18 protein-coding genes are annotated in these 24,191 nt (G+C 66.7%); 13 read left to right on the forward strand and 5 right to left on the reverse strand.

The genetic code is table 11. From position 1 onward, the window contains the following. Nucleotides 1-3: 3 nt before the first annotated feature. The 10 genes from FHS97_RS02425 (at nt 4) to FHS97_RS02470 (ending at nt 15,273) form a co-directional block, all read left to right on the forward strand. Nucleotides 4-1,371, forward strand: coding sequence for an HlyD family type I secretion periplasmic adaptor subunit (locus FHS97_RS02425; RefSeq protein ID WP_184032878.1), 1,368 nt, complete (start codon nt 4-6; stop codon nt 1,369-1,371). 199 nt (nt 1,372-1,570) lie between these two features. Next, complete coding sequence (locus tag FHS97_RS02430; RefSeq protein ID WP_184032880.1) at nt 1,571-3,349, forward strand: ATP-binding cassette domain-containing protein; 1,779 nt, start codon at nt 1,571-1,573, stop codon at nt 3,347-3,349. Nucleotides 3,350-3,421: 72 nt separating this feature from the next. After that, on the forward strand, nt 3,422-4,348 hold the full coding sequence (locus tag FHS97_RS02435; protein ID WP_184032882.1) for an ABC transporter ATP-binding protein: 927 nt from the start codon (nt 3,422-3,424) through the stop codon (nt 4,346-4,348). Next, nucleotides 4,345-5,571: an ABC transporter permease gene (locus FHS97_RS02440; protein ID WP_184032884.1), complete on the forward strand. Its 1,227-nt coding sequence runs from the start codon at nt 4,345-4,347 to the stop codon at nt 5,569-5,571. Before FHS97_RS02435 ends, FHS97_RS02440 begins: the two co-directional genes overlap by 4 nt. 171 nt (nt 5,572-5,742) lie before the next feature. Then, entirely contained in the window at nt 5,743-9,144 is a 3,402-nt protein-coding gene (locus FHS97_RS02445; RefSeq protein ID WP_184032886.1) for a TonB-dependent receptor, read from the forward strand. A 94-nt stretch (nt 9,145-9,238) separates the two neighbouring features. Continuing rightward, nucleotides 9,239-10,390: a sensor histidine kinase gene (locus FHS97_RS02450; RefSeq protein ID WP_184032887.1), complete on the forward strand. Its 1,152-nt coding sequence runs from the start codon at nt 9,239-9,241 to the stop codon at nt 10,388-10,390. After that, nucleotides 10,390-11,190 (forward strand): LytR/AlgR family response regulator transcription factor, encoded by an 801-nt coding sequence (locus FHS97_RS02455; RefSeq protein WP_159759347.1) that lies wholly within the window; start codon nt 10,390-10,392, stop codon nt 11,188-11,190. Before FHS97_RS02450 ends, FHS97_RS02455 begins: the two co-directional genes overlap by 1 nt. Next, nucleotides 11,187-12,122, forward strand: a complete 936-nt coding sequence (gene trhO, locus FHS97_RS02460) for an oxygen-dependent tRNA uridine(34) hydroxylase TrhO (protein WP_246346371.1) — start codon at nt 11,187-11,189, stop codon at nt 12,120-12,122. The genes FHS97_RS02455 and trhO overlap by 4 nt, the downstream gene beginning before the upstream one ends. A gap of 94 nt (nt 12,123-12,216) precedes the next feature. Then, nucleotides 12,217-13,302, forward strand: coding sequence for an AI-2E family transporter (locus FHS97_RS02465; protein WP_184032890.1), 1,086 nt, complete (start codon nt 12,217-12,219; stop codon nt 13,300-13,302). 105 nt (nt 13,303-13,407) lie between these two features. Continuing rightward, on the forward strand, nt 13,408-15,273 hold the full coding sequence (locus FHS97_RS02470) for an ABC-F family ATP-binding cassette domain-containing protein (RefSeq protein WP_184032892.1): 1,866 nt from the start codon (nt 13,408-13,410) through the stop codon (nt 15,271-15,273). Nucleotides 15,274-15,332: 59 nt separating this feature from the next. Here FHS97_RS02470 and FHS97_RS02475 read toward each other — a convergent pair whose 3' ends face one another. After that, nucleotides 15,333-15,611, reverse strand: coding sequence for a DUF3297 family protein (locus FHS97_RS02475; RefSeq protein WP_184032894.1), 279 nt, complete (start codon nt 15,609-15,611; stop codon nt 15,333-15,335). Nucleotides 15,612-15,692: 81 nt separating this feature from the next. Further along, a complete protein-coding gene (locus tag FHS97_RS02480; RefSeq protein ID WP_246346372.1) occupies nt 15,693-16,022 on the reverse strand; it encodes a hypothetical protein in 330 nt (109 codons plus the stop codon). 173 nt (nt 16,023-16,195) lie between these two features. Here FHS97_RS02480 and FHS97_RS02485 point away from each other — a divergent pair, with 173 nt between their 5' ends. Together FHS97_RS02485 and FHS97_RS02490 are read left to right on the forward strand one after the other, a co-directional pair. Further along, on the forward strand, nt 16,196-16,588 hold the full coding sequence (locus FHS97_RS02485) for an EVE domain-containing protein (RefSeq protein WP_184032898.1): 393 nt from the start codon (nt 16,196-16,198) through the stop codon (nt 16,586-16,588). Between the two features lie 191 nt (nt 16,589-16,779). Beyond that, nucleotides 16,780-19,119, forward strand: coding sequence for a TonB-dependent receptor (locus tag FHS97_RS02490; RefSeq protein ID WP_184032900.1), 2,340 nt, complete (start codon nt 16,780-16,782; stop codon nt 19,117-19,119). Nucleotides 19,120-19,259: 140 nt separating this feature from the next. Here FHS97_RS02490 and FHS97_RS02495 read toward each other — a convergent pair whose 3' ends face one another. Together FHS97_RS02495 and FHS97_RS02500 are read right to left on the reverse strand one after the other, a co-directional pair. Further along, complete coding sequence (locus tag FHS97_RS02495; protein WP_184032901.1) at nt 19,260-19,955, reverse strand: HAD family hydrolase; 696 nt, start codon at nt 19,953-19,955, stop codon at nt 19,260-19,262. A 19-nt stretch (nt 19,956-19,974) separates the two neighbouring features. Beyond that, nucleotides 19,975-20,691 (reverse strand): hypothetical protein, encoded by a 717-nt coding sequence (locus tag FHS97_RS02500; RefSeq protein WP_246346373.1) that lies wholly within the window; start codon nt 20,689-20,691, stop codon nt 19,975-19,977. A 533-nt stretch (nt 20,692-21,224) separates the two neighbouring features. Between FHS97_RS02500 and FHS97_RS02505 the strand changes: the two genes are divergently transcribed. Further along, on the forward strand, nt 21,225-22,361 hold the full coding sequence (locus FHS97_RS02505; RefSeq protein ID WP_184032902.1) for an alpha/beta fold hydrolase: 1,137 nt from the start codon (nt 21,225-21,227) through the stop codon (nt 22,359-22,361). On the opposite strand, the gene typA is transcribed toward FHS97_RS02505, so the two are convergent. Beyond that, a complete protein-coding gene (gene typA, locus FHS97_RS02510) occupies nt 22,310-24,130 on the reverse strand; it encodes a translational GTPase TypA (protein WP_184032903.1) in 1,821 nt (606 codons plus the stop codon). The genes FHS97_RS02505 and typA overlap by 52 nt on opposite strands. Nucleotides 24,131-24,191 lie beyond the last annotated feature (61 nt).

The following is a 24,191-nucleotide window of genomic DNA, read 5'->3' on the forward strand; positions in this document are numbered from 1 at the left end:
GCCATGGCCACCCTGCCCCTTTCCGCCGCCCCGCTCGCCGCGACCGGCGACGATGCGGTCCACCTGCCCGCCGATCCGCGCAGCGACATTCGCGCCGGCCTGATCGTCGCGGCGTTGTTCTTCATCGGTTTTCTCGGCTGGGCCGCGTTCGCGCGGCTGGATGCGGCGGCCTATGCCGAGGGCGTGCTCGCGGTGTCGGGGCAGCGGCAGGCGGTCCAGCATCGCGACGGCGGGGTGGTCGAGAAGATCTTCGTCCGCGACGGACAACGCGTCCGTCAGGGACAGTTGCTGATCCGGCTCGGCTCGCCGGAAGTCTATGCCAGCGAGCGGGCGCTCGCGTCGCAGGTCATCCGCCTGCTTGCGCAGCGCGCGCGGCTCCAGGCCGAACAGCTCGGCCAGTCGAGAATTCCACAGCCGCGCGAGTTCGCGACGCTCAACGACGAGGATCGCGCCGAGGCCGCGCTGGCGATGCGGCTCCAGCAGACCGAGCTGAGCGCCCGCACCGCGACGCTCACCGCGCAGCGCGACGCGCTCGGACAACGCGCGGCGCAGTCGAACGAACAGGGCCGCGGCTATGGCGAGCAGGTCGTGTCCGCGCAGGAGCAATTGAAGCTGCTCGACGCGCAGCTCGACGCGCTTCGCCCGGTCGCCGCCAAGGGCTTCGTCTCGCAGACCCGGCTGCGCGAGCTGGAGCGGATGCGCGCCGAACTGCAGGGCCAGCGCGGCCAATATTCCGCCAGCGTCGCACAGACCCGCGAGGCCGCCCGCGAAAGCCAGATCCAGCGGCTCGAGGCCGAGCGCACCTTCACCGAACGCACCGCCGCCGACCTGCGCGACGTCGAGGTGCGGCTCGGCGAGCTGATGCCGAAGCTGGGCGCGGCGCGCGAGCAACTGGCGCGCACCGAGATCCGCGCGCCCGCGACCGGCGCGGTGGTCGGGTTGACCGTCTTCACCCCCGGCGGCGTGATCCAGCCCGGTCAGAAGCTGATGGACATCGTCCCCGAAGAGGCGCCGCTGCGCATCCAGGCGCGCATCTCGCCCGACGATGCCGACGACCTCAAGGTCGGCCAGCATACCACCGTCAAATTCCCGAGCCTCCACGAACGCGACATCCCGCCGCTGAACGGCACGATGACCCGCCTGTCGGCCGACAGCTTCACCGACGAGAAGACCGGCGTGAGCTATTTCACCGCCGAGGTCACGGTGCCGCCGGAGGAGCTGCATGTCCTGGCGCGCTTCCGCGGCGAGCAGTTCAAGCTGCGCCCCGGAATGCCCGCGCAGGTGCTGATCCCGCTGCGCAAGCGTACCGCGCTCGATTACGCGCTGGAACCGCTGGTGGGCGCCTTCTGGTCCTCGTTCCGGGAGCATTGAGCCCGACGCTTTCGGGCGGCGGCCTTCCTCTTCTGCATCGCCCCGGACATGATCCGTGGCCCCGCTTTTTCCTGGCCACCGCAGGAAGAAGCGGGATCCCGGCTCACACCTTCCGTTAACCATCGTCCTCTAGAGCGGCCCTCGTCGGTCGCCGCACGCGGCACCGGCGCGCTCTCCTTTGTCGATTCGTGAGTTGGCCATGCCCACGTCCACCGAGCCCTCGTTCCCCATCGTCCTCCGGGCGCTCAAGCTGCTGCGCCCCGAGCGCCTGAAGGCCGGCTCGCTGCTCGGCGCCGGCGCGCTGGTCGCGTTGCTGCAGGTCGCCGAGCCGTTGCTGTTCGGCAAGGCGGTCAACGGCCTGACCACCGGCGCCAACCCGATGCGCTACGTCGGCCTGTGGTGTGCGATCAGCGTCACGGTCTTCGCCGCGGGCGTGGTGATCGCGCTGCTTGCCGACCGCATGACGCACCGCCGACGGCTGATCGCGATGTCCACCTATGTCGAGCATCTGCTCGCGCTGCCCCCCGCCTTTCACACGCAGGCGCGCTCGGGGCGGCTGATGCGCATCATGATCTCGGGCTGCGAGGGGTTGTTCAACCTGTGGCTGCCGCTGCTGCGCGACCAGATCACCAACATCGGCATCCTCGCGCTGTTGCTCCCGATCGCGATGATGACCAATTGGCGCCTAGGTCTGGTGCTGGTCGTGCTGATGCTCGTCTATTCGGCGGTCAACCTGGTCGTGATGCGCCACACCGCCACCGGGCAGGCGCGCGTCGAGGATCGCTTTACCGACATCTCGGGCAATCTCGGCGACCTGTTCGGCAACGTCACCGTGCTCCAGAGCTTCCTCGCGGTGCCCGGCGAGATGGGCAACGTCCGCCGCTCGCTCCACGATCTGCTCCATGCGCAATATCCGGTGCTCAACTGGTGGGCGGTGTCGGCGGTGCTGACGCGCGGCGCCTCGTCGATCGCGATCGTCTCGGTGTTCGGCTTCGGCGCGGCGCTGATCGAGCGCGGGCTGGCGACGATCGGCGATGTCGTGTCGTTCGTCGGCTTTGCGACGCTGATGATCGCGCGGCTGGAGACGGTCACCGGCTTCATCGTCAATGTCGCGCAGCGCCTCCCCGCGCTCCGCCAGTTCTTCGAGGTGCTCGACCAGCAGAGCCACATCACCGAAGCCGCCGACGCGGTGCCGCTCGCGGTCGCCGACGGCCGCGTCACCTTCGAGAACGTCTCGTTTCGCTATCCGAGCGGCTCGGGCGCGGTCCACGATCTCGACTTCGAGGTCGCCCCCGGCGAGACGGTCGCGATCGTCGGCCCGACCGGCTCGGGCAAGTCGACCGCGCTCGGCCTGTTCCAGCGCGCCTGGGATCCGGAGAAGGGCCGCATCCTCGTCGACGGGCAGGATATCAGCGGTGTCACGCTCGCCTCGCTGCGCGCCGCGACCGGGGTGGTGTTCCAGGAGGCCGGGCTGTTCAACCGCTCGATCGCCGAGAATATCGCGATGGGCAATCCCGACGCCACGATGGAACAGATCGAGGATGCCGCGCGCATTGCGGGTGCCTATGACTTCATCATGCGCAAGCCGGACGGCTTCGCCACCGCGGTCGGCGACCGTGGCGCAGGGCTTTCGGGCGGCGAGCGGCAGCGGATCGCGATCGCGCGTGCCTTGCTGAAGAACGCGCCGATCCTGCTCCTCGACGAGGCGACCAGCGCGCTCGACGTCGCCACGGAGGCACGGCTTCAGGAAAGCCTCGAGCGGCTGCGGCAGGGCCGGACTACCTTCGTCATCGCGCACCGCCTCTCGACGGTACGCGCCGCCGACCGGATCGTCGTGCTCGATCAGGGGCGGATCGTCGAACAGGGTGGCTTCGACGAGTTGCTGGCGGCGGGCGGCGCGTTCGCGAAGCTGGCGCAGGACGGCGGGCTCAGCACCCCGGCTGCCAACGACGACGCCGGAGCGCGCGCCGCCGCCTGATGCCGGCCACCCCGGGCGATAGCGATTGGCGGCGCGGACCGGTGACGCTACGCTGCGCTGCGACAAGGGGAAATGCGCGTGGCATCGACTGATTACGCCGTCGTCGCCGACGGACTGGTGAAACGTTACGGCGAGCGGCGCGTGGTCGACGGGGTCGACCTGACGGTGCCGAAGGGGATGATCTACGGCGTGCTCGGCCCGAACGGCGCGGGCAAGACGACGACGCTGCGCATGACGCTCGGCATCATCGAACCCGATGAAGGCGCCCGCACGTTGCTCGACGGCGCACACCCGCGCGATGTCGGCGACCGCGTCGGCTATCTGCCCGAGGAGCGCGGGCTCTATCCGTCGATGAAGGCGCGCGAAGCGGTCGCCTTCATGGGCGCGCTGCGCGGGCTCGATTGGCAGACCGGTCGCGCGCGCGCCGCCGAGATGCTGGAGGCCGCCGGGCTCGGCCACGCCATCGACGAGAAAATCCGCAAGCTGTCGAAGGGGATGGCGCAGCTCGTGCAGTTGCTCGGCGCGGTCGTCCACCGCCCCGACCTGCTGGTGCTCGACGAGCCCTTTTCGGGGCTCGACCCGGTCAATCAGGAGCGGCTCGAAGCGCTGATCCTCGCCGAGCGCGACCGCGGCGCGACGATCCTGTTCTCGACCCACGTCATGCAGCACGCGCAACGGCTGTGCGACCGGCTGGCGGTGATCGCCGGCGGGCAGCGCCGTTTCGAGGGCACGGTCGACGAGGCGCGTGCGCTGCTCCCGCAACAGGTGCATTACGTCCCGAGCCACGGCGATGCGCAACTCGCCACGATGCTGCCGCCCACCGCGCGTCGCGAGGCGGAAGGCTGGCGGTTCGCGTTGCCACAGGAAGGGATCGAGGGATTGCTCCGCCGGCTGATCGACGCCGGTTACGGCATCAAGGGCCTGTCGATCGAACGCCCCGGCCTCCATGACGCGTTCGTGCGGATCGTCGGGCAGGCCGTTCCGGAGGCGAAGGCATGAGCCCGCTGCATCGCCAGATCCGCCAGACGCTGACGATCGCCCGGCGGGATTTCACCGCAACGGTGTTCACGCCGATCTTCCTGCTCTTCCTCTTCGCGCCGGTCATCATGACCTCGTTCGGCGCGATCGGCGGCATGGGCGCGGCGTCGGTCACGCAAGGCTCGGCCGACAAGTCGCGGCTGGTGGCGATGCTGCCCGAGGGGTCGGCGGCGGTCGTGCGTGCGGCCGACGCGCAGCTACGTCCGTTGGTGCGCGGAGATGCGACGCCGCCGCCCCTGACGCTCCATCCGGCGGTCCGGTCCGCACCGAACGTGGCCCGCGCGATGCTCGACGCGCATGAAACCGACGTCAACGCGGTCCTGTACGGCACGCTGGCGCAACCGGTGATCGCCTATGGCACGGCCAATCGTGCCGACGCGCGCTATCTCGCCGCCGTCGCACGCCAGGCCGCGTTGCTTCAGCGCGCCGGTGCCGCCACCCCGGACGTGCGGATGGAACGCATCGCCACCACCGCGCCGACCGTCGGCGGCCGCAACGCCGCGGCCTTCTTTGCGGTCTTCGGTATCTTCTTCCTGACGCTGTTCCTCTCGGGTCAGGTGGTCGGCACGATGGCCGAGGAGCGGAACAACAAGGTCATTGAAATCCTTGCCGCTGCCGTCCCGCTGGAGAGCGTATTTCTCGGCAAGCTGCTGGGCATGTACGGCGTCGCGATGCTGTTCGTTGCCTTCTGGGGTACGGTGCTCAGCCAGATCGGGATGCTCCTGCCCGGCGATGTCGGGGCCGATATCCGGCAATTGCGCCCGGCAATCGGCCTCCTGCCCTTCGCGGTGCTGTTCGCCGCCTATTTCACCACGGCCTTCCTGCTTTTAGGCTCGGTATTTCTGGGGGTTGGCGCGCAGGCCGCGACGATGCGCGAGGTCCAGATGCTCTCGCTGCCGATCACGATCATCCAGGTCGCGATGTTCGGACTCGCCTCCTCCGCGGTCTCGCACCCGGGCAGCGCGCTGACGACCGCCTCCGAATTGTTCCCGCTATCCTCGCCATTTGCGATGGCCGGCCGCGCCGCCTCGGGCGCGCAATGGTGGCCGCACCTCGCCGCGCTGGCATGGCAGTTGCTTTGGGTAGCGGTGTTCATCACGATCGGCGCCCGGCTCTTCCGACGTGGCGTCCTGCAATCCGGCAGCGCCAAACCCGCCTGGAAGCGGCTTTTCGCCCGGCGCTGACCGGGGGCGAGACAAGGCTCCTGTCGCTTTTTTGCAACGCCGCAATAGAGTCTTGCAGCGGCGCAGCAATCGACTCGCAACTGTCACGCAACCTTCACATAGTGCGGCCATCGGCGCCCCAACGACGAAGCCGTCGCGGGTCGCGCTGCGGCGAAAAGGGGAAATTTTCCGATGCGGAACAATCTGTTCGTAGGCGTGGCCGCGGTCGCGCTGGTTATGCCGGTCGCTGCGATGGCGCAAGAAACCACTTCATCGATCCGCGGCACGGTCACCGCCAATGGTGCGCCGGTGGCTGGCGCGACGGTGGCGATCCTCAACGTCCCGACCGGTGCCACGACCACGGTCACGACCGATGCCAGCGGCAGCTTCAACGCCACGGGTTTGCGCGTCGGCGGTCCGTACACCGTTACGGTCACCGCGACTGGCTACGCCTCGACGCAAGTCACCGATATTCAGACGATTGTCGCGCAGAGTTTCGAGCTGCCGATTGAATTGACGGCGGAGAGCGCGGGCGGCGGGGACATCGTCGTGACCGCGTCGCGCCTGCCGAACGCTCGCAACCTGAGCCAAGGTCCAGCAACCGTCCTCTCGGCCGCGCAGATCGCCAGCGTCGCTTCGGTCAACCGCGACGTACGCGACCTCATGCGCCGCGATCCCTTCGCGCGGCTCGACTATTCGGAGGGCAATGGCCGCGCGGTGAGCTTCGCCGGCCAGAATGCGCGCTTCAACCGTTTCTCGGTAGACGGCGTGCCGGTCACCGATAATTTCGGCCTCAACCCCGATGGCCTGCCCACGCGCCGCTCGCCGGTGCCTTTCGACGCGATCGGTCAGTTCCAGACCAAGGTCGCACCCTATGACGTCCGCGAAGGCAATTTCCAGGGCGGCGCGATCAACGCGATCCTGAAATCTGGCACCAACGAGTTCCACGGTACCGGCTTCTATGCCTATTCGGCCGATGAATTGACTGGCAAGCGCACCAAGGCCGGACCGGGCGTGCCGACCGGCCGGGTGACCGTACCCGATTTTAAATACGAGAATTATGGCGCCGAGCTGTCGGGCCCAATTATCAAGGACAAGCTGTTCTTCATGGTCGCGGGCGAGCGCATCCGCGCCGGCACGCCGATCACCGAAGGCACACCCGGTAACAACGCCGGCACCATCATTCCTAACATCACCGATGCCGCGGTCGCGCAGATCCGGGAGATCGCGAAGAGCCGCTACGGCTACGACACCGGCGGCGTGCTCAACAATTCGGACGATCGTGACGATCGCCTCGTCGCAAAGCTCGACGCGAACCTCTCGGACACCCAGCGCGCCTCGGTGACGTACATGTACACCAAGGACGCGATCCGGTTTAACCAGAACACTCAGGTTGGACCGGCGTCGGGCACCGCGAACGCGCCAGGGCTCGGCCTCGCCTCGAACGGCTACGTCGGCTCCAACCGCCTGCATGCCGGCGTTGTCCAGCTGAACTCCGACTGGTCGGACGAATTCTCCACCGAAGTCCGCGGCTTCTACAAGGACTACAAGCGGGGTCAGGATCCGATCCTGGGACGTGGCTTCGCGCAGTTCCAGGTCTGCACCGCGGCGCAATCCGACCGTGCTGGCTTCGCCGGCGTGGGCAGCGCCGCGACCGGCATTGATCTTTCGACCAACTGCGCCAATGGCTCGGGCACGGTCTCTTTCGGTCCGGATATCTCGCGCCAGTCGAACGAGCTGACCAGCCGCACCTGGGGCGGCACCGTTCAGGCACGCCTGACCCGCGACGATCATGACCTTCGTATCTTTGGCGAAATGTCGGATACGAAGATCGTCAACCTGTTCGTGCAGCGCAGCGCCGGCGATTATTATTTCGATTCCATCGCCGACTTCGCTGCCGGCAACGCGCAGCGCCTCCGCTATCAAAACGCCGTTCCGAAGCTTGATCCGATCGGCGGTGCAGCGCGGTTCCAGTATCAATCGTATGCGTTCGGTATTCAGGACAATTGGCGGATCAGTGACCTGCTGACGTTGTCCTATGGCGCCCGCTACGACATGTACGGCGGTCACAGCCGTCCGGCGCTCAACCAGAATTTCGTCAGCCGTTATGGCTTCACCAACCAGACCTACATCTCGGGTCGTGGGGTGTTCCAGCCGCGCATCGGCTTCGACTTCAAGCCGACATCGCAGCTGACCTTCCGCGGCGGGATCGGCATCTTCTCGGGTGGCTCGCCGGACGTCTATGTTTCGAACAGCTTCTCCAATACCGGCTTCCTGACCAACAGCATCGACGTCACCCAGTCGAACAACGGCAGCTATTCGGTGGGCACTGGGGCGCAGGTGCTGAGCAACGTCAACGGGACGACCATACCCACTGCGGCCAACGATCTGGTGACCAGCCCCACCAACACCACCAACGCGCCGACCAACGCGCTCGACCGCAACTTCCGCCTGCCGTCACAATGGCGCGGAACGCTGTCGGCCGATTACGACACCGACTTCGGCGGCTTCCTGGGGGGCGGATGGCATCTCGGTGCGGACTTCCTGTGGTCGGACGTGCGCGATCAGGTCTATTTCGCAGACTATCGCGTCGTCGCCAGCGGGCTGACCACGCCCGATGGTCGCCCGCGCTATCAGGCCATTACGAGCTTCGCCGATCGCTTCCAGGACATCGTCCTGAATAACACGAGCCGCGGCCGGTCGCTGATCGGTGTCGCGCGGTTCGACAAGTCATTCGACGTGGGGCTCAGCTTCTCGGCGAGCTACGCCTATCAGGACGTGAAGGACAAGACGCCGGCCACCTCGTCGACGGCAGGCTCGAACTATGCCAATGGCGCGTTCTTCGACGGCTCGGGCGCGGCGTACGGCATTTCGAACGATCAGGTCCGTCACCTGATCAAATATGGTGTCACATTCGATCACGCCTTCTTCGGCGACTATAAGACCAATATCGCGCTGTTCGGAGAGACGCGCATCGGCAAGCCGTTTAGCTACACGATGCAGGACACGTCGTCGAACCGCAGCCCGATCTTCGGCAACGTCGGCACACAGCAGCGCTACCTTATGTATGTGCCGGTTTCGCCGACCGATCCGCTGGTCAGCTACGGCAACACGGTCGTGAACGGCATCGTAACGCAGACCGCCGCGCAAACAGCCGCCAATCTCGACGCGTTGATCAATTCGAGTGGCCTATCCAAGTTCCGCGGCAAGATCGCGCCGCGCAACGCCTTCAACTCGCCATGGTTTACAAAGATCGACCTGCACATCTCGCAGGAAATTCCTACCGGGCTCGGTGGCAGCCGCGTCACCCTGTTCGCGGATGTCGAGAATGTCGGCAATCTGATCAACAAGAACTGGGGTCAGATCCGCGAATATTCGTTCCCGTACACCACCGCGGCGATTCAGGTGCAGTGCTTGCAGACCGCCGTTGCGACCGGCACAAACCCGAGCAGCGCTCAGACCACAGCGAATTCATCGCAGGCGTGCGCGCAATATCGCTACACCGCACCCCGCGTCGCGCCGGATCAGCAGAACGTGATCTCGTCGCGTCAGTCGCTCTACTCGGTACGGATCGGCGCGCGCTTCAGCTTCTGATCGCCCATCGCCGACCCACAGCGGGCCGCCGTTCCTTCGGGCACGGCGGCCCTTCTTTTTGCGCGCGGCAGCCGGTGGGTGTAGAGAGGACGGAATGGCGACTTCCGCGACTTCCGTCTCCGCTGCTCCTGCCCCGTCCGCTCATGCCGGCACGCCGGAGCGCCCGCTGTTTGTCCGACCGTTCTTCGAGAACAAGGCCTCGGCGTTCTGGAAGCTCCAGGCGGTCGGCTGGACCGGCTATCTGGTGCTGCGGCTCGTCTCGTCGCTGAGCAGCAATGCCTCTCTGCAGGTGATCGGCTCGGTGCTGATCGAGTCGATCATCGGCTATTGCATCACCTTGCTGCTGTCGGTGCTGTACGGCCATTATCGACAGCTGCCGCGGGTCACCGGCATCCTGCTGTCGATCTTCACGCTCGCGGCGGCGACGTTCCTCTATGCGACGCTCTACGCCTTCTCGTTCAGCCTGATCCGGCTTGCCGCGCCCGGCGTCGACCTCACCCTGCTGCTTGCCGCGCTGTTCCTTAGCTTCACCACGCTCGCCGGCTGGTCAGCGCTGTACTTCGGGATCAACTTCTACCTCATCCTCGAGGATCAGATCGACCAGATGGAGCATCTGGAAAATCAGGCCTCGTCGGCGCAGCTTGCGATGCTACGCTACCAACTCAACCCGCATTTCCTGTTCAACACGCTCAACTCGATTTCGACACTGGTACTGCTGAAGCAGACCGAGCGTGCAAACGCGATGCTGAGCCGGCTCTCGTCGTTCCTGCGCTACACGCTCGCCAACGAACCGACCGCGCATGTCACGGTCGCGCAGGAGGTTGAGACACTGAAATTGTATCTCGAAATCGAAAAGATGCGGTTCGAGGACCGGCTGCGTCCGAAATTCGACATCGACCCGGCGTCGGAAAAGGCCCGCCTGCCCTCGCTGCTGCTCCAGCCGCTGGTCGAAAACGCGATCAAATATGCCGTGACGCCGCAGGAGGATGGCGCGGAGATCTGCGTCGCCATTCGGCTCGTCGGCGACAGGGTGCTGCTCGGCGTATCCGATACCGGTCCGGGTTTGATGCCGACGAAATCGCGGCCAAGCCTTTCAACCGGCGTGGGCATCGCCAATATCAGGGAGCGGCTGGCGCAGGCTTACGGGCCGGACCACCGCTTCGATGTGCGGGCCATGCCGACGGGCGGGTTCGGGGTCGAGATCGAGATCCCGTACCAGCTCGAAGTACCGAACAGAGAGGTGTGATGACCATTCGTACCATCCTCGTCGACGACGAGCCGCTTGCGATCCAGGGGCTCGAACTGCGGCTACAGGCGCACGACGACGTTGAAATTATCGCCAAGTGCCAGAACGGCCGCGAGGCGATCAGCGCGATCAAGACCCACAAGCCCGACCTCGTCTTCCTCGACATCCAGATGCCCGGGTTCGACGGCTTTTCGGTCGTGCAAGGGCTGATGGATGTCGAGCCGCCGCTCTTCGTCTTCGTCACCGCCTATTCCGATCATGCGATCCGTGCGTTCGAGGCGCAGGCGACCGATTATCTGATGAAGCCGGTGGAGGAATCGCGGCTGGCCGACACGCTCGACCGCGTCCGCCAGCGGCTCTCCGAGCGGCAGAGCGCGGGCGAGGCCGAGAAGCTCAAGGAGGCGCTCGCCGAGCATGCGCCCGAAGCGGCGGCGGAGATGGCCGACGGCGGCGACGCGGTGAACGCCAGCCGCTTCGAGAAAATGATCAATATCAAGGATCAGGGCCAGATCTTCCGCGTCGACGTCGATACGATCGAGCGCATCGACGCCGCCGGCGATTATATGGTGATCTACACCGGCGACCGGAACCTGATCCTGCGCGAGACGATGAAGGATCTCGAGAAGCGGCTCGATCCCCGGCGGTTCCAGCGCATCCACCGCTCGACGATCGTCAACCTCGATCTCGTCAAGCAGGTCAAGCCGCACACCAACGGTGAATGCTTCCTCGTGCTCGATTCGGGCGCGAACGTGAAGGTGAGCCGCAGCTACCGCGACGTGGTGGCGCGCTTCGTCCATTGATCACGCCCGGAAACACCAGGGTATCGGCACTCTATCGTTTCGCCCGCTTCGACGATCCGCACGCGCTGCGCGAACCGCTGCTCGCCGCGGCGCGGGCGGCGGGGATCAAGGGTACGTTGTTGCTCGCGGGCGAAGGGATCAACGGCACGATCGCGGGTACGCCCGCTGCGCTCGATGCGGTGATCGCGCACATTCGCGCGCTGCCCGGCTGCGCCGAGCTGTCGCTCAAGCATAGCTGGGCAGCGGCGATGCCGTTTCACCGGCTCAAGGTGAAGGTGAAGCGCGAGATCGTGACGATGGGCGTGACGGTCGATCCGTTGACCGACGCCGGCACCTATGTCGCCCCGGCCGAGTGGAACGCGCTGATCGCCGATCCCGAAACGTTGGTGATCGACACCCGCAACGATTATGAGGTCGCGGTCGGCACGTTCGCCGGCGCGGTCGATCCCGAAACCGCCGGTTTCGCTGACTTCCCCGACTGGTTCCGTACCCGGCGCGAGACGTTGCTGGCGGGCAAGAAGCGGGTGGCAATGTTCTGCACCGGCGGCATCCGCTGCGAGAAGTCGACCGCCTTTCTGAAGGCGGAGGGCATTAAGCAGGTGCATCATCTCGACGGCGGCATCCTGCGCTATCTTGAAGAGGTGCCGGCGGCCGCGAGCGCGTGGCAAGGTGAGTGTTTCGTGTTCGATCAGCGGGTCGCAGTCGGGCACGGGCTCGCGCCCGGTACGCATGTTCTTTGCTTTGCGTGCCGGATGCCGGTCAGCGCCACGGATCGCACCTCGTCGGCCTATGTCGAGGGGGTGAGCTGCCCCGCGTGCGTCGGTGAACGGAGCGACGAAGAACGCACCGGCTATGCCGAACGCCACCGCCAGGAGCGGTTGGCGGCGGCGCGCGGCGAAGCGCATGTCGGGAAGCGGTTCGATCAGGACTGATCGCGCTCGCTGGCGACATGAAAACGGTCGGACCTAATCCAGATCGATAGCGTTTCCCCGGTGTAACGACATGACGGCTCCGGGGGCTTCGTAGATGACGATTGATCGACAGCGCGTCGCAAATGGCGGGCTGATCCTCTTCCTGCTGCTGATGTCAGTCGGGTTGCTGCTGGTCGTCTCGGGATTTCTCGGCGCCTTGCTCTGGGCGGCGCTGGCTGCCTTGCTGTTCCAGCCGATCTTCCAACGCGTTGCTCGGCACTGGCCAGCGCGGCGCAACATGGCGGCGGCGCTGACGCTCTTGGTCATCACCTTCGCGGTCGTGATCCCGGCGCTGATCCTCGGCAGCATGATCGTCGACCAGGCCGCAGGCGTGTACGAGCAGATGCGCAATGGTCAGATCGACTTTGCGATGTACTTCAAGCAGGTGCATGATGCGCTGCCGTCGCGCTTGCAGCAGTTGCTCGACAGCGCCGGGTTGAACAGCCTCGAACGCGCGCAGGCGCGAGTCACCGCGACGCTGAGCAACAGCGCGAGTGTCCTCACCCGGCAGGCCTTGTCGATCGGCGCCAACGCCGCGGCATTTCTGCTGGCGTTCGGCGTCGGGCTGTACGTCACCTTCTTCCTGTTGCGCGACGGTGAGCGGATCGGCCCGGCGATCGTGCGCGCATTGCCGCTGGAACGGTCGGTGGCCGAGCGGCTCGCGGAGAAGTTCGTTGCGGTGGTGCGCGCGACGATCAAGGGGTCGGGCGTGGTGGCGCTGGTGCAGGGAGCGCTGGGCGCGATCACCTTCTGGATCGTCGGCCTCCCCGCGGCATTGCTGTGGGGCGTGCTGATGGCGATCGCCGCGCTGCTGCCCGCGGTTGGGCCGGCGATAATCTGGGGGCCGGTCGCCATCTATCTGCTCGCGACCGGTGCGATCTGGCAGGCGGTGGTGGTGATCGTCTCCGGCGTGTTCGTGATCGGGTTGGCCGACAACGTGCTGCGCCCCATTCTGGTCGGTCGCGACACCGGATTGCCCGACTGGCTGGTATTGGTGACGACGCTTGGCGGTATCGACGTGCTGGGCTTGAGCGGGATCGTCGTCGGTCCGGTGGTGGCAGCGCTGTTCCTGACCGGATGGACGATCCTGAGCGAGCAGCGCGGGGTGGCGATCCCTGCCGTGGAGGAGGGTGCCGGCTAACCCCGGCCGGCGTTTCGCTCCGCCGACCGCGGGCGTCTTTCGCGGCCGACCGTATGATTGCCGCCGCCCTTCCCCCTTCCCGCGCGATCCGCTACAGGCGCGCGCATGCTTTCTCTCAACGGCATCACCGTGCGGCTCGGCGGGCGCACGATCCTCGATCGCGCCAGTGCCGCCCTTCCCCCCGGCAGCCGCGTCGGGCTGATCGGGCGCAACGGCGCGGGAAAGTCGACGATGGTGCGCGTGATCGCCGGCCTGCTCGAACCCGATGAAGGCTCGGCCGATATGCCGCGCGGCGCGCGGATCGGTTACATTGCGCAGGAAGCACCCGCCGGTGACGCCACCCCGCTGGAGACGGTACTCGCCGCCGATACCGAACGCGCCGCGCTGCTCGAGGAAGCCGAAGCGTTCGACGGGACCGGCTGCATGGACCGGCTCGGCGAGGTCCATGACCGGCTGATCGCGATCGACGCTTATGCGGCGCCGTCGCGTGCCGCCCGCATTCTCGTCGGGCTGGGCTTCGACGAGGAGGCGCAGAACCGTCCGCTCGACAGCTTCTCGGGTGGCTGGAAGATGCGTGTCGCGCTCGCCGCCCTGCTGTTCTCGCAGCCCGACCTGCTGCTGCTCGACGAGCCCAGCAACCACCTCGATCTCGAGGCGGTGATGTGGCTGGAGGACTTCCTCAAGAGCTATCGCGCGACGATCGTCGTGGTGAGCCACGAGCGCGACTTCCTCAACAACGTCGTCGATCACATCCTGCATCTGCAGGGCGGGAAGACGACGCTCTACCCCGGCGGCTACGACGCGTTCGAGCGGCAGCGCGCCGAGCGGCTCGCGCAGTTGGCGGCGGCCAAGGCCAACCAGGATGCGCAACGCGCCAAGCTGCAGGATTATGTCGCGCGCAACTCGGCGCGCGCCTCGACCGCGAAGCAGGCGCAGAGCCGCGCCAAGATGCTCGCGAAGATGCAGCCGATCGCCGAGGCGGTGAACGACCCGACGCTCAGCTTCGACTTCCCGAACCCGACCGAGCTGCGGCCGCCGCTCATCACGCTCGATCACGCCGCCGTCGGCTATGGCGACACGCCGATCCTGTCGCGGCTCAACCTGCGGATGGACCCCGAGGATCGCATCGCGTTGCTCGGTCGTAACGGTAACGGCAAGACGACGCTGGCGCGGCTGCTCGCCGCGCAATTGACGCCGCTGGCGGGCGAGATGAACGCGACCGGCAAGATGAAGGTCGGTTATTTCACCCAATATCAGGTCGAGGAACTGGAAGCCGACGACACCCCGCTTGCGCATATGACGCGGGTGATGCCGGGCGCGACACCGGCGGCGGTGCGCGGGCAGCTCGGGCGGTTCGGTTTCTCCGGTGAGCGCGCGACCGCGCGCGTCGGCAGCATGTCGGGCGGCGAGCGCGCGCGGCTGGCGCTGGCGCTGGTTACGCGCGAGGCGCCGCACCTGCTGATCCTCGACGAACCGACCAACCACCTCGACGTCGATGCGCGCGAGGCGCTGGTGCAGGCGCTCAACGCCTATACCGGCGCAGTGCTGCTGGTCAGCCACGACCGGCACATGGTCGAACTGAGCGCCGACCGGCTGGTGCTGGTCGACAATGGCACGGCGAAGGAATTCGACGGCAGCCTCGACGATTATATCGCCTTCGTCCTCGCCGGCGACGGCAAGGGCGCGGACAAGCCGAAGGGCACCAAGCAGGACCGCAAGGCGGCGGCCGCCGCGCGCGAGGCGGACAAGGCGCTGAAGAAGGAAGCGCGCGACGCGGAGGCGGAACTCGCGAAACTGACCGCCGAGCGCGCCTTGGTGGATCGCGCGATGTTCGATCCCTCGACCGCGGAGCCGAAGCTCGCCAAGCTGACGATGACCGAGTTGATGAAGCGCCGCGCCGACCTCAACGACCGCATCGAAGCGGCGGAAGCGCGGTGGATGACCGCCAGCGAGGCGATGGAGACGGCGTGAACTTGCTCTGTTGAGTTATCCCCGCGTAGGCGGGGATGACGGTAGAAGGTCGGAAGATCTTACGCCTCTTGCTGATCCGCGTCGTCGTCGTCACCCGCGACGGCATTCTCGAAATACGCCTCGACCGGGCCGGTCAGCTTGATCGTCAGCGGACGCCCGTGACGATCGACCTTCTTGCCGAGCGCGACGCGCACCCAGCCCTCGGACATGCTATATTCCTCGACATCGCGGCGCTCGACGCCCTTGAAGCGGATGCCAACGCCGCGTTGCAGGGCGTCCTGGTCGAAGAACGGGCTCGACGGATCGATCGACAGATGGTCGGGAGGAGTATCGCTCATGCCGCGCCCTTGCCGCAAAGCGACGCGCGCGGCCACAAAAAAAGCGGCGCTGGGATCGTGTCCCCGCGCCGCGAAGGTGCTTTACCAGCCGTAATAGCCGGGCGCGTCATAGCCGCGATAATAGTCGCGCGGCTCGTAATAGACGCGCGGGGGCGGTGGCGCGTAATAACGCTCGCGGTAGTACACGCGCGGCGGCGGCGCATAGTAGGAACGATCGTCGTAATAATAGCCGCGATCGTCATAGCGGCGGTCGTAGTATCGATCGCGGTTGCTCGACGCGATCGCCGCGCCGAGCCCCAGCCCGATCACGCCACCGATCAGTGCGCCGGCCGCGGTGTCGCCGCCCCGGTCGCGGTGCCGCCAGTAACGTTGCGCCTCGGCGGGCGCGGCACTGGCCAGGGCTGTCGCCATCAGGCCGGTGGCCAAAACGGTCTTCTTCAACGCAGACATAAACCGGACCTCCTGCACTCGCTCGCCTGTTGACTGAACGCATCTCTGTGCGAGCCTGTGCCACCGCTATGCGCCGCGACGGCTGAACCGGCGCGGAATGGCGCGTTCATGCGCGGTTTAATCGAGGAACACCCGTGGCATATTGGCTGCTGAAGACCGAGCCCGGCAGCTACGGCTGGGTTGATCTGGTTCGCGAGCGTGCGACCGAATGGACCGGCGTGCGCAACCATGCCGCGGCCGCACATCTGCGCGCCATGGCGGTGGGCGATCAGGTGCTGATCTATCACAGCGGCGCGCAAAAGACCGCGGTCGGTATCGCCGAGGTGACCCGTGCCGCGCAGCCGGATGGGCCCCCGCCGTGGGTGTCGGTGGCGATCGCCGCGCGCACGCCCTTGAACACCCCGGTCACGCTGGCGGCGATCAAGGCGGCACCGGCATTGCAAGCACTGGCGATGCTCCGGCAGTCGCGGCTGTCGGTCAGTCCGGTCAGCATCGCCGAATGGGATGCGATCATGGCGATGGCCTGACGCTTCCCGCTCCCCGCCGCCGATCGGACGCACAGCGGGCAAAGGGCGGAAAGATTCCGTAATGTTTCATGATCTCGACACATTCCCCGCCTAGCCGCCGCGACGGGAAGACGAGCGCCTCACCGGAACAAGTGCCGCAGCAGCCGGCGTGCCGGCGAGGCGAGCTTCCTGTCGTTTCACAAGGGGTTCTCATGCGTCGTTCGTCGAAATCGATCCTGCTCGCCGGCCTTGCCGCCGGCGTTGCCCTGTCCGCCCTCCCCGCCGCCGCGCAGACCGGCAGCACCGCGCCTGCCGTGGCCGACGTGGCCCCGGACGCGGATGACACCGGGCTGCGCGAGGTTGTGGTGACGGCCGAGCGCCGCACCGAGAACCTGCGCCGCGTGCCGGTGTCGGTCGCGGTCGTCAACGGCGACGACCTGCGCACCTTCCAGGCGGGTGGCGAGGACGCGCTGGCGCTCGCCGGCCGCGTGCCGGGCCTGTACGCCGAGACGACGACCGGCCGCATCTTTCCGCGCTTCTACATCCGCGGGCTCGGCAACATCGATTTTTATCTCGGTGCGTCGCAGCCGGTATCGATCATCCAGGACGATGTGGTCCTCGAGCATGTCGTGCTCAAGTCGAACCCGGTTTATGATGTCGCCAATGTCGAGGTGCTGCGCGGGCCGCAGGGTTCGCTGTTCGGGCGCAATACGACCGCGGGCATCATCAAGTTCGACACGATCCGCCCCGGCCAGACCTGGTCGAGCCGCTTCAACGCCTCCTATGGCTCGTACAACACCGTCACCTTCGACGCCGGCGTTGGCGGGCCGCTCGTGCAGGACAAGATCGCGGTGCGGCTGTCGGGTCTGTACCAGCACCGCGACGACTGGGTCGATAACGACTACACCGGCGTCAGCCGCGACGGGACGCGTCCGGGTCGCGACGCGATGGGCGGCTTTGACGAGCGGGACGCACGCTTGCAGGTGCTGCTGACCCCGACCGAGACGCTGTCCATCAACCTGTCGGGCCACGTCCGCTCCTATGAGGGCACGTCGACGGTCTTCCACCGCGGCGCGCTGATCAAGGGACAGAACAACATCAACCTCGAACCGCGCGACCGCGTCGCGCTCGACGAGGGCGCGAACAACCCGCAGGCGTACAAGACCTATGGCGGGTCGGTGAACGCGGCGTGGGATTTCGGCGGGGCAACGCTGACCTCGATCACCGCCTATGAGACCACCTCGGGCTACAGCCGCGGCGATACCGACGGCGGCGCGGCGACCAACTTCGGCGGCAGCGGCTATGGCGAGAGCCTGGGCCGCATCCGCGACCTCGATCAGTGGACGCAGGAAGTGCGGCTGGCGAGCAACGGCGACGGCGCGTTCAAGTGGCAGTTCGGCGGCTTCTATTTCGACAGCCGCGACGTCACCGAATTCTACCAGCGCGGCTATTTCCTGCTGCCGGGTGATGCACAGCGCAACGTCAACAACTGGGTGCGGCTGCGCAACGTCAACACCAGCTGGGCGGTGTTCGGACAGGTGAGCTATCGCCTTGCCGAGCGGCTGACGCTGACCGCCGGCGCACGCTATACCGAGGACGACAAGGAAACGCAGCTGGTGCGCGCCGGGCGGAACGCTGCAGGCACATCCGACGAGTTCAAGCGCCTGAACCCGAACGCACCGACGCAGGTGAAACTGACCGGCAAGGAGCCGAGCTGGGATCTGTCGGCGCTGTACGAGATCGACCCGACCGCGAGCATCTATGCCCGTGTCGCGCGCGGCTTCCGCGGGCCGACGATCCAGGGGCGTTCGGCGGTGTTCAACACGCCATTCTCGACCGCCGACAGCGAGACGATCATGTCGTACGAGGCGGGGGTCAAGACGCAGCCGACCTCGAAGTTGCGCCTCAACGCCACCGCCTTCACCTACCGCGTCAACGACATCCAGCTGAACGGCAATGACGCGAACGGCAACGGCACGTTGTTCAACGCCGACCACGCCAATGCGTACGGCGTCGAGGCCGAAATGGACTGGCGGCCGATCCGCAACATCACCTTCTCGCTCGGCGGCAGTGCGATCCATACCGAGATCAAGGACAAGAACGTCTTTGCGCAAGTGTGTCAGTTCGGCCCGAGCGTGACGTGCACGGTGCTGAACCAGACCGTCCCCGCGACGATCTTCGGCCAGCCCGCGACGCTGGCGCGGATTGACGGCAATCCGCTGCCGAACGCGCCGCGGTGGCAGGTCGATGCGGCGGTCCGCTACGACATTCCGCTGTCGGACCGCGGCAACTTCTTCGTGGCGAGCGACGTCAACATGCAGGGCTATACCAACTTCGTCCTGTACAAGACCCGCGAGTTCTTTGCGAACGACAACCTCGAACTGGGGCTCAAGGCCGGTTTCACCACTGCCGACGGGCGCTATGAGATCGCAGCGTTCGCGCGCAACATCACCAACGAGAAGAACCTGAAGGGCGTGATCGAGAACTACAACGCCGCAGTGTTCAACGAGCCGCGGATCGTCGGCGTCTCGCTGAGCGGCAAGTTCGACTGATCCTGTATTGGGGAGGCACCGGCCTCCCCGCCCTCCGTCATTCCCGCGCAGGCGGAAATCCAGAAGCGCAGGTCTTCGTAAGAGCCGAAACGTCAGCTTGTCTGGATCCCCGCCGGCGCGGGGATGACGGAGCGGCAGGCTCACCCGATCTCCTCGATCCAGTCAGGCAGGTCCGCCAGCCGTGCCAGTTGCCGGAAGCGCGGGTGATCGACCGGAGCGGTCGCCACCTCGTGCGCCCATGCCAGAGGCTGTGGAATAAACGCGCCCCGTGCCCCCGCCTCCAGTGCGGGCAGGACGTCCGAGCGCATCGAGTCGCCCGCCATCACCGCATGGTCGGGGGCGCAGCCATAGCGGTGGAAGACGCGCACGAACGTTTCCGCGCGCTTGTCGCTGACGATCTCGACCCCGGTGAACAATTGCCCGAGCCCCGAGGCGGCGAGCTTCACCTCCTGGTGGAGCAGATCGCCCTTGGTTACCAGCACCAGCCGCCCCAGCCCCGCCAGCCGCTCCAGCGTCTCGCCGATCCCGTCGAGTAACTCGACCGGATGCGCGAGCAATTCGCGCCCGATCGCGAGGATGCGCCGCACGCTCGCCGCGGGCAATTCGTCACCCGCCAGTTCAAGCGCGGTCTCGATCATCGATAGCGTGAAGCTCTTCGCGCCATAGCCATAGTGCCGCAGGTTGCGGATCTCGATCGCCTGCATCCGCGCGCGCGCCGCCGCATTATCGGCATAGGGCGCGACCAATTCGGCGAACGCCTGCTCCGCCGCGGCGAAGAAGCGCATATTGTGCCACAGCGTGTCGTCGGCATCGAGGCAGATGAGATCGATCGGCATGGCGGCGTTTCTACCGGCGTCAGAGTTCGCGCACCAGCCGCACGCCGAGCGTCGGGCGCGCGCGGTGATGGCGATGCTTCTCGACCCCCGCCGCCGCCTGCACATTGACCTTGGCGGCCAATCGCTGGTGCAACTGTGGCGCGACCCGCACCAGCCGCTCGCGCCCGCCCGCGACGTTCAGTTCGACCCCCGCGATCGTCCCCGCGGCGACGTCGTAGAAGGTGGCATGATTGAGCAGCAGCGCGTTGCGCCCGTTACGGCGCTGGAGCGCGATATCGTCGACGCCGACCATGTTCATCATGCTCCACCGCGCATCGAAGCGGTGCCCTGCCATATAGAGAAGGGAATTGCTGTAGCGCCCGGTCTCGCGGTCGTAGATGCCGAGATATTGCACGCCATGCGCGCTGCGCCCGTCCGCCGACGCGCCGAACGCCGCCTGCAGCCCGAGCTTGAACGCCTCCAGCTTCGCACCGTTGAACGGCAGCTCGAACTCAATCGCCTTGCCGTCGGCGAAGGCATATTCGACCTCGGGCGCCCATTCGGCGGCGCGCGGGCGGAACGGCGAGGTGGTCATCGCCAGCGCATTGACCTCCATCTCGCCTTTCTGCGCGCCGAGCGGGCGCATCATGTCGAAAATCATCGGTTCCGGGATCACCGGGTACGCGGGCTGTGCCGCCGCGCCGGTCGCGGCGGTGAGCATGATGGCGAGCAGGGTCGTGGCGGTGGCGATACGCATCGGGAGCTCCGCGGGAAGAGAGAGCCGTAGTCCTATCTGGGTGGCGCGGCGCAAGCATGGATGGTCGGTGACGATATGTTGCCAGTCCAGTGGGTTGCCGGCGCGAATGTTGCGAATGTTGAGACGCTGGCGGGGTGCTTTCGTGGGTCGCAGCGGGGCGATGAGGACGTGGCGGGTGGACCATCTGGCATCGTTCGACCGGTATCATGCGGTGGTCGGCGTAGGACAGGTCGGGCTGGTTCGTCGTTTGCCATGCGATCCACAAGCCTCATGCGTCGTCGCCCCTGCGCAGGCAGGGGGCTATGACTGTCGCGTCATGCGGGTCGGGTGACACAGGCGCGGCATCTGTGTGTCGGCCGCACTGACGCACGAGACAGGCATGGGCTCCTGCCTGCGCAGGGGCGACGGTGGAGGTGAAGAGTTCGCGCCTTGGTCTTGAAGTGGCCGCGATCGTGCCATGTCGCGATCGGATGCCGACGCCTCGGCAGCGTTGGGGGACGTGAGTGCGCAAGGCTTTGTGGATCACCTGCGGCGTGACAGCGCTGCTGCTGACGGGCGTGATCTATGAGCGCCGCGCCGAACGGATCGACGCGGTGCGCCATCCCGCGCCCGGTCGGCTGATCGCGGTCGGCGATCACCGCCTCCACTTGTGGTGCGTCGGTCGCGGCACACCGACCGTGCTGCTGCTGTCCGGCGACGGTACGCCATCGGTGACGATGCACGCCGCGCAGCGCCGGATCGCTGCCGATACGCGCGTGTGCAGCTACGACCGCGCCGGGCTGGGGTGGAGCGATCCCGCACCGCGGCCCATGGGATTGCGCGGGCAGGTCGACGATCTCGAGCGCTTGCTGGCGCGCGGTGGCGTCGACGGGCCGCTCGTGCTGGTGCCGGAATCGGGCGGCAACGTCATCGCGCTCGCCTTCTTCCGTCGTGCGCCGCAGCGGGTGGTGGGCATGGTGATGGTCGACGGGTCGGAACCGTCGCTGTGGTTCCGTGGCAGTCCGGACGAATTTCCCATGCTGCGCTTGACCGACCCGCTGTGGCAGGCCGGCTGGCGGCTCGGCATCGTTCGGCTGATCCTGCCCTTTGCGGTGCCGTCGTGGGTTGAGGCGCTGCCGCCCGATCTGCGCGGGCAGTTCGACGCGGTCTGGTCGCGCGCGATGCCGGGACAGGCGCGCGATCCGATCGATCGCTGGGAGCGGACCCCCGCAGTCAATCGACCGGAGGCTGTTCCCGGCTTGCTGGGCGATCGGCCGCTGGTCGTGGTCCGCCACGGGCTTGCCGGCGGGATGGGTGTTCCGGCGAAATACGAGGGCGAATGGCCGGCGGCGCAGGCCCGGCTGATGAAGCTGTCGCGCGCCAGCGAGATGGTGGTGGCGACGCGGAGCCATCATCCAATCGCCGAGGAAAATCCGGTGCTGGTGAGCGGAGGTCCGCAGGGTGGTGGCGCGGGTGCGGGCGCGGTTATGAGAACGGCCACCGCCGGGTGGGCGGTGGCCGTCTTTCTCTTTCCTAGCCCGCCACGGGCGAAGCCCGTGTCGTCGGACGGCGCTGTAGCGCCGCCGGCCGGGCGAGGCTTTCGCTCGCGGGCAGCTTGCTGCCCGCTTGCCGCCTCGCCTTACGCCGCCTTGGCGCGGCTGGCGCGCTTGCGCTCGTTCGGATCGAGGTAGCGCTTGCGCAGCCGGATCGTCTTGGGGGTCACCTCGACCATCTCGTCGTCGTCGATATACGCAATCGCCTGTTCCAGCGTCATCTTCTTCGGCGGGGTCAGGCGAATCGCATCGTCCTTGCCGCCCGACGCGCGGAAGTTGGTCAGCTGCTTCGCCTTCATCGGGTTGACCTCGAGGTCATCCGTCTTGGCGTTCTCGCCGATGATCATGCCCTCGTAGAGCGCCTCGCCGTGGCCGACGAACAGGATGCCGCGATCCTCGAGCGGACCGAGCGCATAGCCCTGCGCCTCGCCCGCGCCGTTCGAGATGAGGACGCCGTTCTTGCGGCCCTCGATATTGCCCTTGTGCGGGCCGTACTTCTCGAACAGCCGGTTCATGATCCCGGTGCCGCGCGTGTCCGACAGGAACTCGCCGTGATAGCCGATCATCCCGCGCGACGGCGCGGAGAAGGTGATGCGCGTCTTGCCGCCGGTCGACGGGCGCATGTCGGTCATCTCGGCCTTGCGGAGGTTCATCTTCTCGACGACCGTACCCGAATGCTCCTCATCGACGTCGATGATGACGGTTTCGTACGGCTCGGTCTTCTTGCCGTCCTCGTCCTCGCCGAACAGCACGCGCGGACGGCTGATCCCCAGCTCGAAGCCTTCGCGGCGCATCGTCTCGATCAGCACGCCGAGCTGAAGCTCGCCGCGGCCCGCCACCTCGAAGCTGTCGCGGTCGGCGGCCTCGGTCACCTTGATCGCGACGTTGGTCTCGGCTTCGCGCATCAGGCGATCGCGGATCATGCGGCTGGTGACCTTGCTGCCCTCGCGCCCCGCCATCGGCGAGTCGTTGACCGCGAAGCGCATCGACAGCGTCGGCGGATCGATCGGCTGCGCCTGGATCGGCACGCTGACGGTGGTGTCGCAAATCGTGTTGGCGACGGTCGCGACCGCGAGACCGGCGAGCGAGATGATGTCGCCCGCACGTGCCTCTTCGACCGGGACACGCTCCAGCCCGCGGAAGCTCATCAGCTTCGACGCGCGGCCGGTTTCGATCACATTGCCCTGGTTATCGAGCGCGTGGATCGGCTGGTTGAGCTTCACGACGCCCGACTGGACGCGGCCGGTAAGGATACGGCCGAGGAAGTTGTCGCGGTCGAGCAGCGTGACGAGGAAGCTGAACGGCGCGTCCTGGTCCAGCGCGGGCGGCGGGACGTGATCGACGATCTTCTGGAACAGCGGGGTCAGCGTGCCCTCGCGACGGTCCATGTCGGTCGAGGCATAGCCGTTGCGGCCCGAGGCGTAGAGGACCGGGAAGTCGAGCTGCTCGTCGGACGCCTCAAGCGCGACGAACAGGTCGAACACCTCGTCGAGCACTTCCTGGATGCGCGCGTCCGACCGGTCGACCTTGTTGACGACGACGATCGGGCGCAGCCCCAGCGCCAGCGCCTTGCCGGTGACGAACTTGGTCTGCGGCATCGCGCCCTCGGCGGCGTCGACCAGCAGGATCACGCCGTCGACCATCGAGAGGATCCGCTCCACCTCGCCGCCGAAGTCGGCGTGGCCCGGCGTATCGACGATGTTGATGCGCGTGCCTTCCCACTCGATCGAGGTCGGCTTGGCGAGAATGGTGATCCCGCGCTCCTTTTCGAGGTCGTTCGAGTCCATCGCGCGTTCCTCGACGCGCTGGTTGTCGCGGAACGTGCCCGACTGGCGGAAAAGCTGATCGACGAGAGTGGTTTTGCCATGATCGACGTGCGCGATGATGGCGATATTGCGCAGGTTCATACGGGTTCCTGAGGGTGGCCCGCTTGTCCGCAGGCAGTTTCGCCGCGCCGCATAGCGGAAA

The organism is Sphingomonas endophytica (assembly GCF_014199415.1).
Classification (GTDB): domain Bacteria; phylum Pseudomonadota; class Alphaproteobacteria; order Sphingomonadales; family Sphingomonadaceae; genus Sphingomonas; species Sphingomonas endophytica.

Bases quoted from the DNA above. Each gene is read 5' to 3' on its own strand.
- FHS97_RS02425 (WP_184032878.1), top strand. From the start codon at position 4: ATGGCCACCCTGCCCCTTTCCGCCGCCCCGCTCGCCGCGACCGGCGAC.
- FHS97_RS02430 (WP_184032880.1), top strand. From the start codon at position 1,571: ATGCCCACGTCCACCGAGCCCTCGTTCCCCATCGTCCTCCGGGCGCTC.
- FHS97_RS02435 (WP_184032882.1), top strand. From the start codon at position 3,422: ATGCGCGTGGCATCGACTGATTACGCCGTCGTCGCCGACGGACTGGTG.
- FHS97_RS02440 (WP_184032884.1), top strand. From the start codon at position 4,345: ATGAGCCCGCTGCATCGCCAGATCCGCCAGACGCTGACGATCGCCCGG.
- FHS97_RS02445 (WP_184032886.1), top strand. From the start codon at position 5,743: ATGCGGAACAATCTGTTCGTAGGCGTGGCCGCGGTCGCGCTGGTTATG.
- FHS97_RS02450 (WP_184032887.1), top strand. From the start codon at position 9,239: ATGGCGACTTCCGCGACTTCCGTCTCCGCTGCTCCTGCCCCGTCCGCT.
- FHS97_RS02455 (WP_159759347.1), top strand. From the start codon at position 10,390: ATGACCATTCGTACCATCCTCGTCGACGACGAGCCGCTTGCGATCCAG.
- FHS97_RS02465 (WP_184032890.1), top strand. From the start codon at position 12,217: ATGACGATTGATCGACAGCGCGTCGCAAATGGCGGGCTGATCCTCTTC.
- FHS97_RS02470 (WP_184032892.1), top strand. From the start codon at position 13,408: ATGCTTTCTCTCAACGGCATCACCGTGCGGCTCGGCGGGCGCACGATC.
- FHS97_RS02475 (WP_184032894.1), bottom strand. From the start codon at position 15,611: ATGAGCGATACTCCTCCCGACCATCTGTCGATCGATCCGTCGAGCCCG.
- FHS97_RS02480 (WP_246346372.1), bottom strand. From the start codon at position 16,022: ATGGCGACAGCCCTGGCCAGTGCCGCGCCCGCCGAGGCGCAACGTTAC.
- FHS97_RS02490 (WP_184032900.1), top strand. From the start codon at position 16,780: ATGCGTCGTTCGTCGAAATCGATCCTGCTCGCCGGCCTTGCCGCCGGC.
- FHS97_RS02495 (WP_184032901.1), bottom strand. From the start codon at position 19,955: ATGCCGATCGATCTCATCTGCCTCGATGCCGACGACACGCTGTGGCAC.
- FHS97_RS02500 (WP_246346373.1), bottom strand. From the start codon at position 20,691: ATGCGTATCGCCACCGCCACGACCCTGCTCGCCATCATGCTCACCGCC.
- typA (WP_184032903.1), bottom strand. From the start codon at position 24,130: ATGAACCTGCGCAATATCGCCATCATCGCGCACGTCGATCATGGCAAA.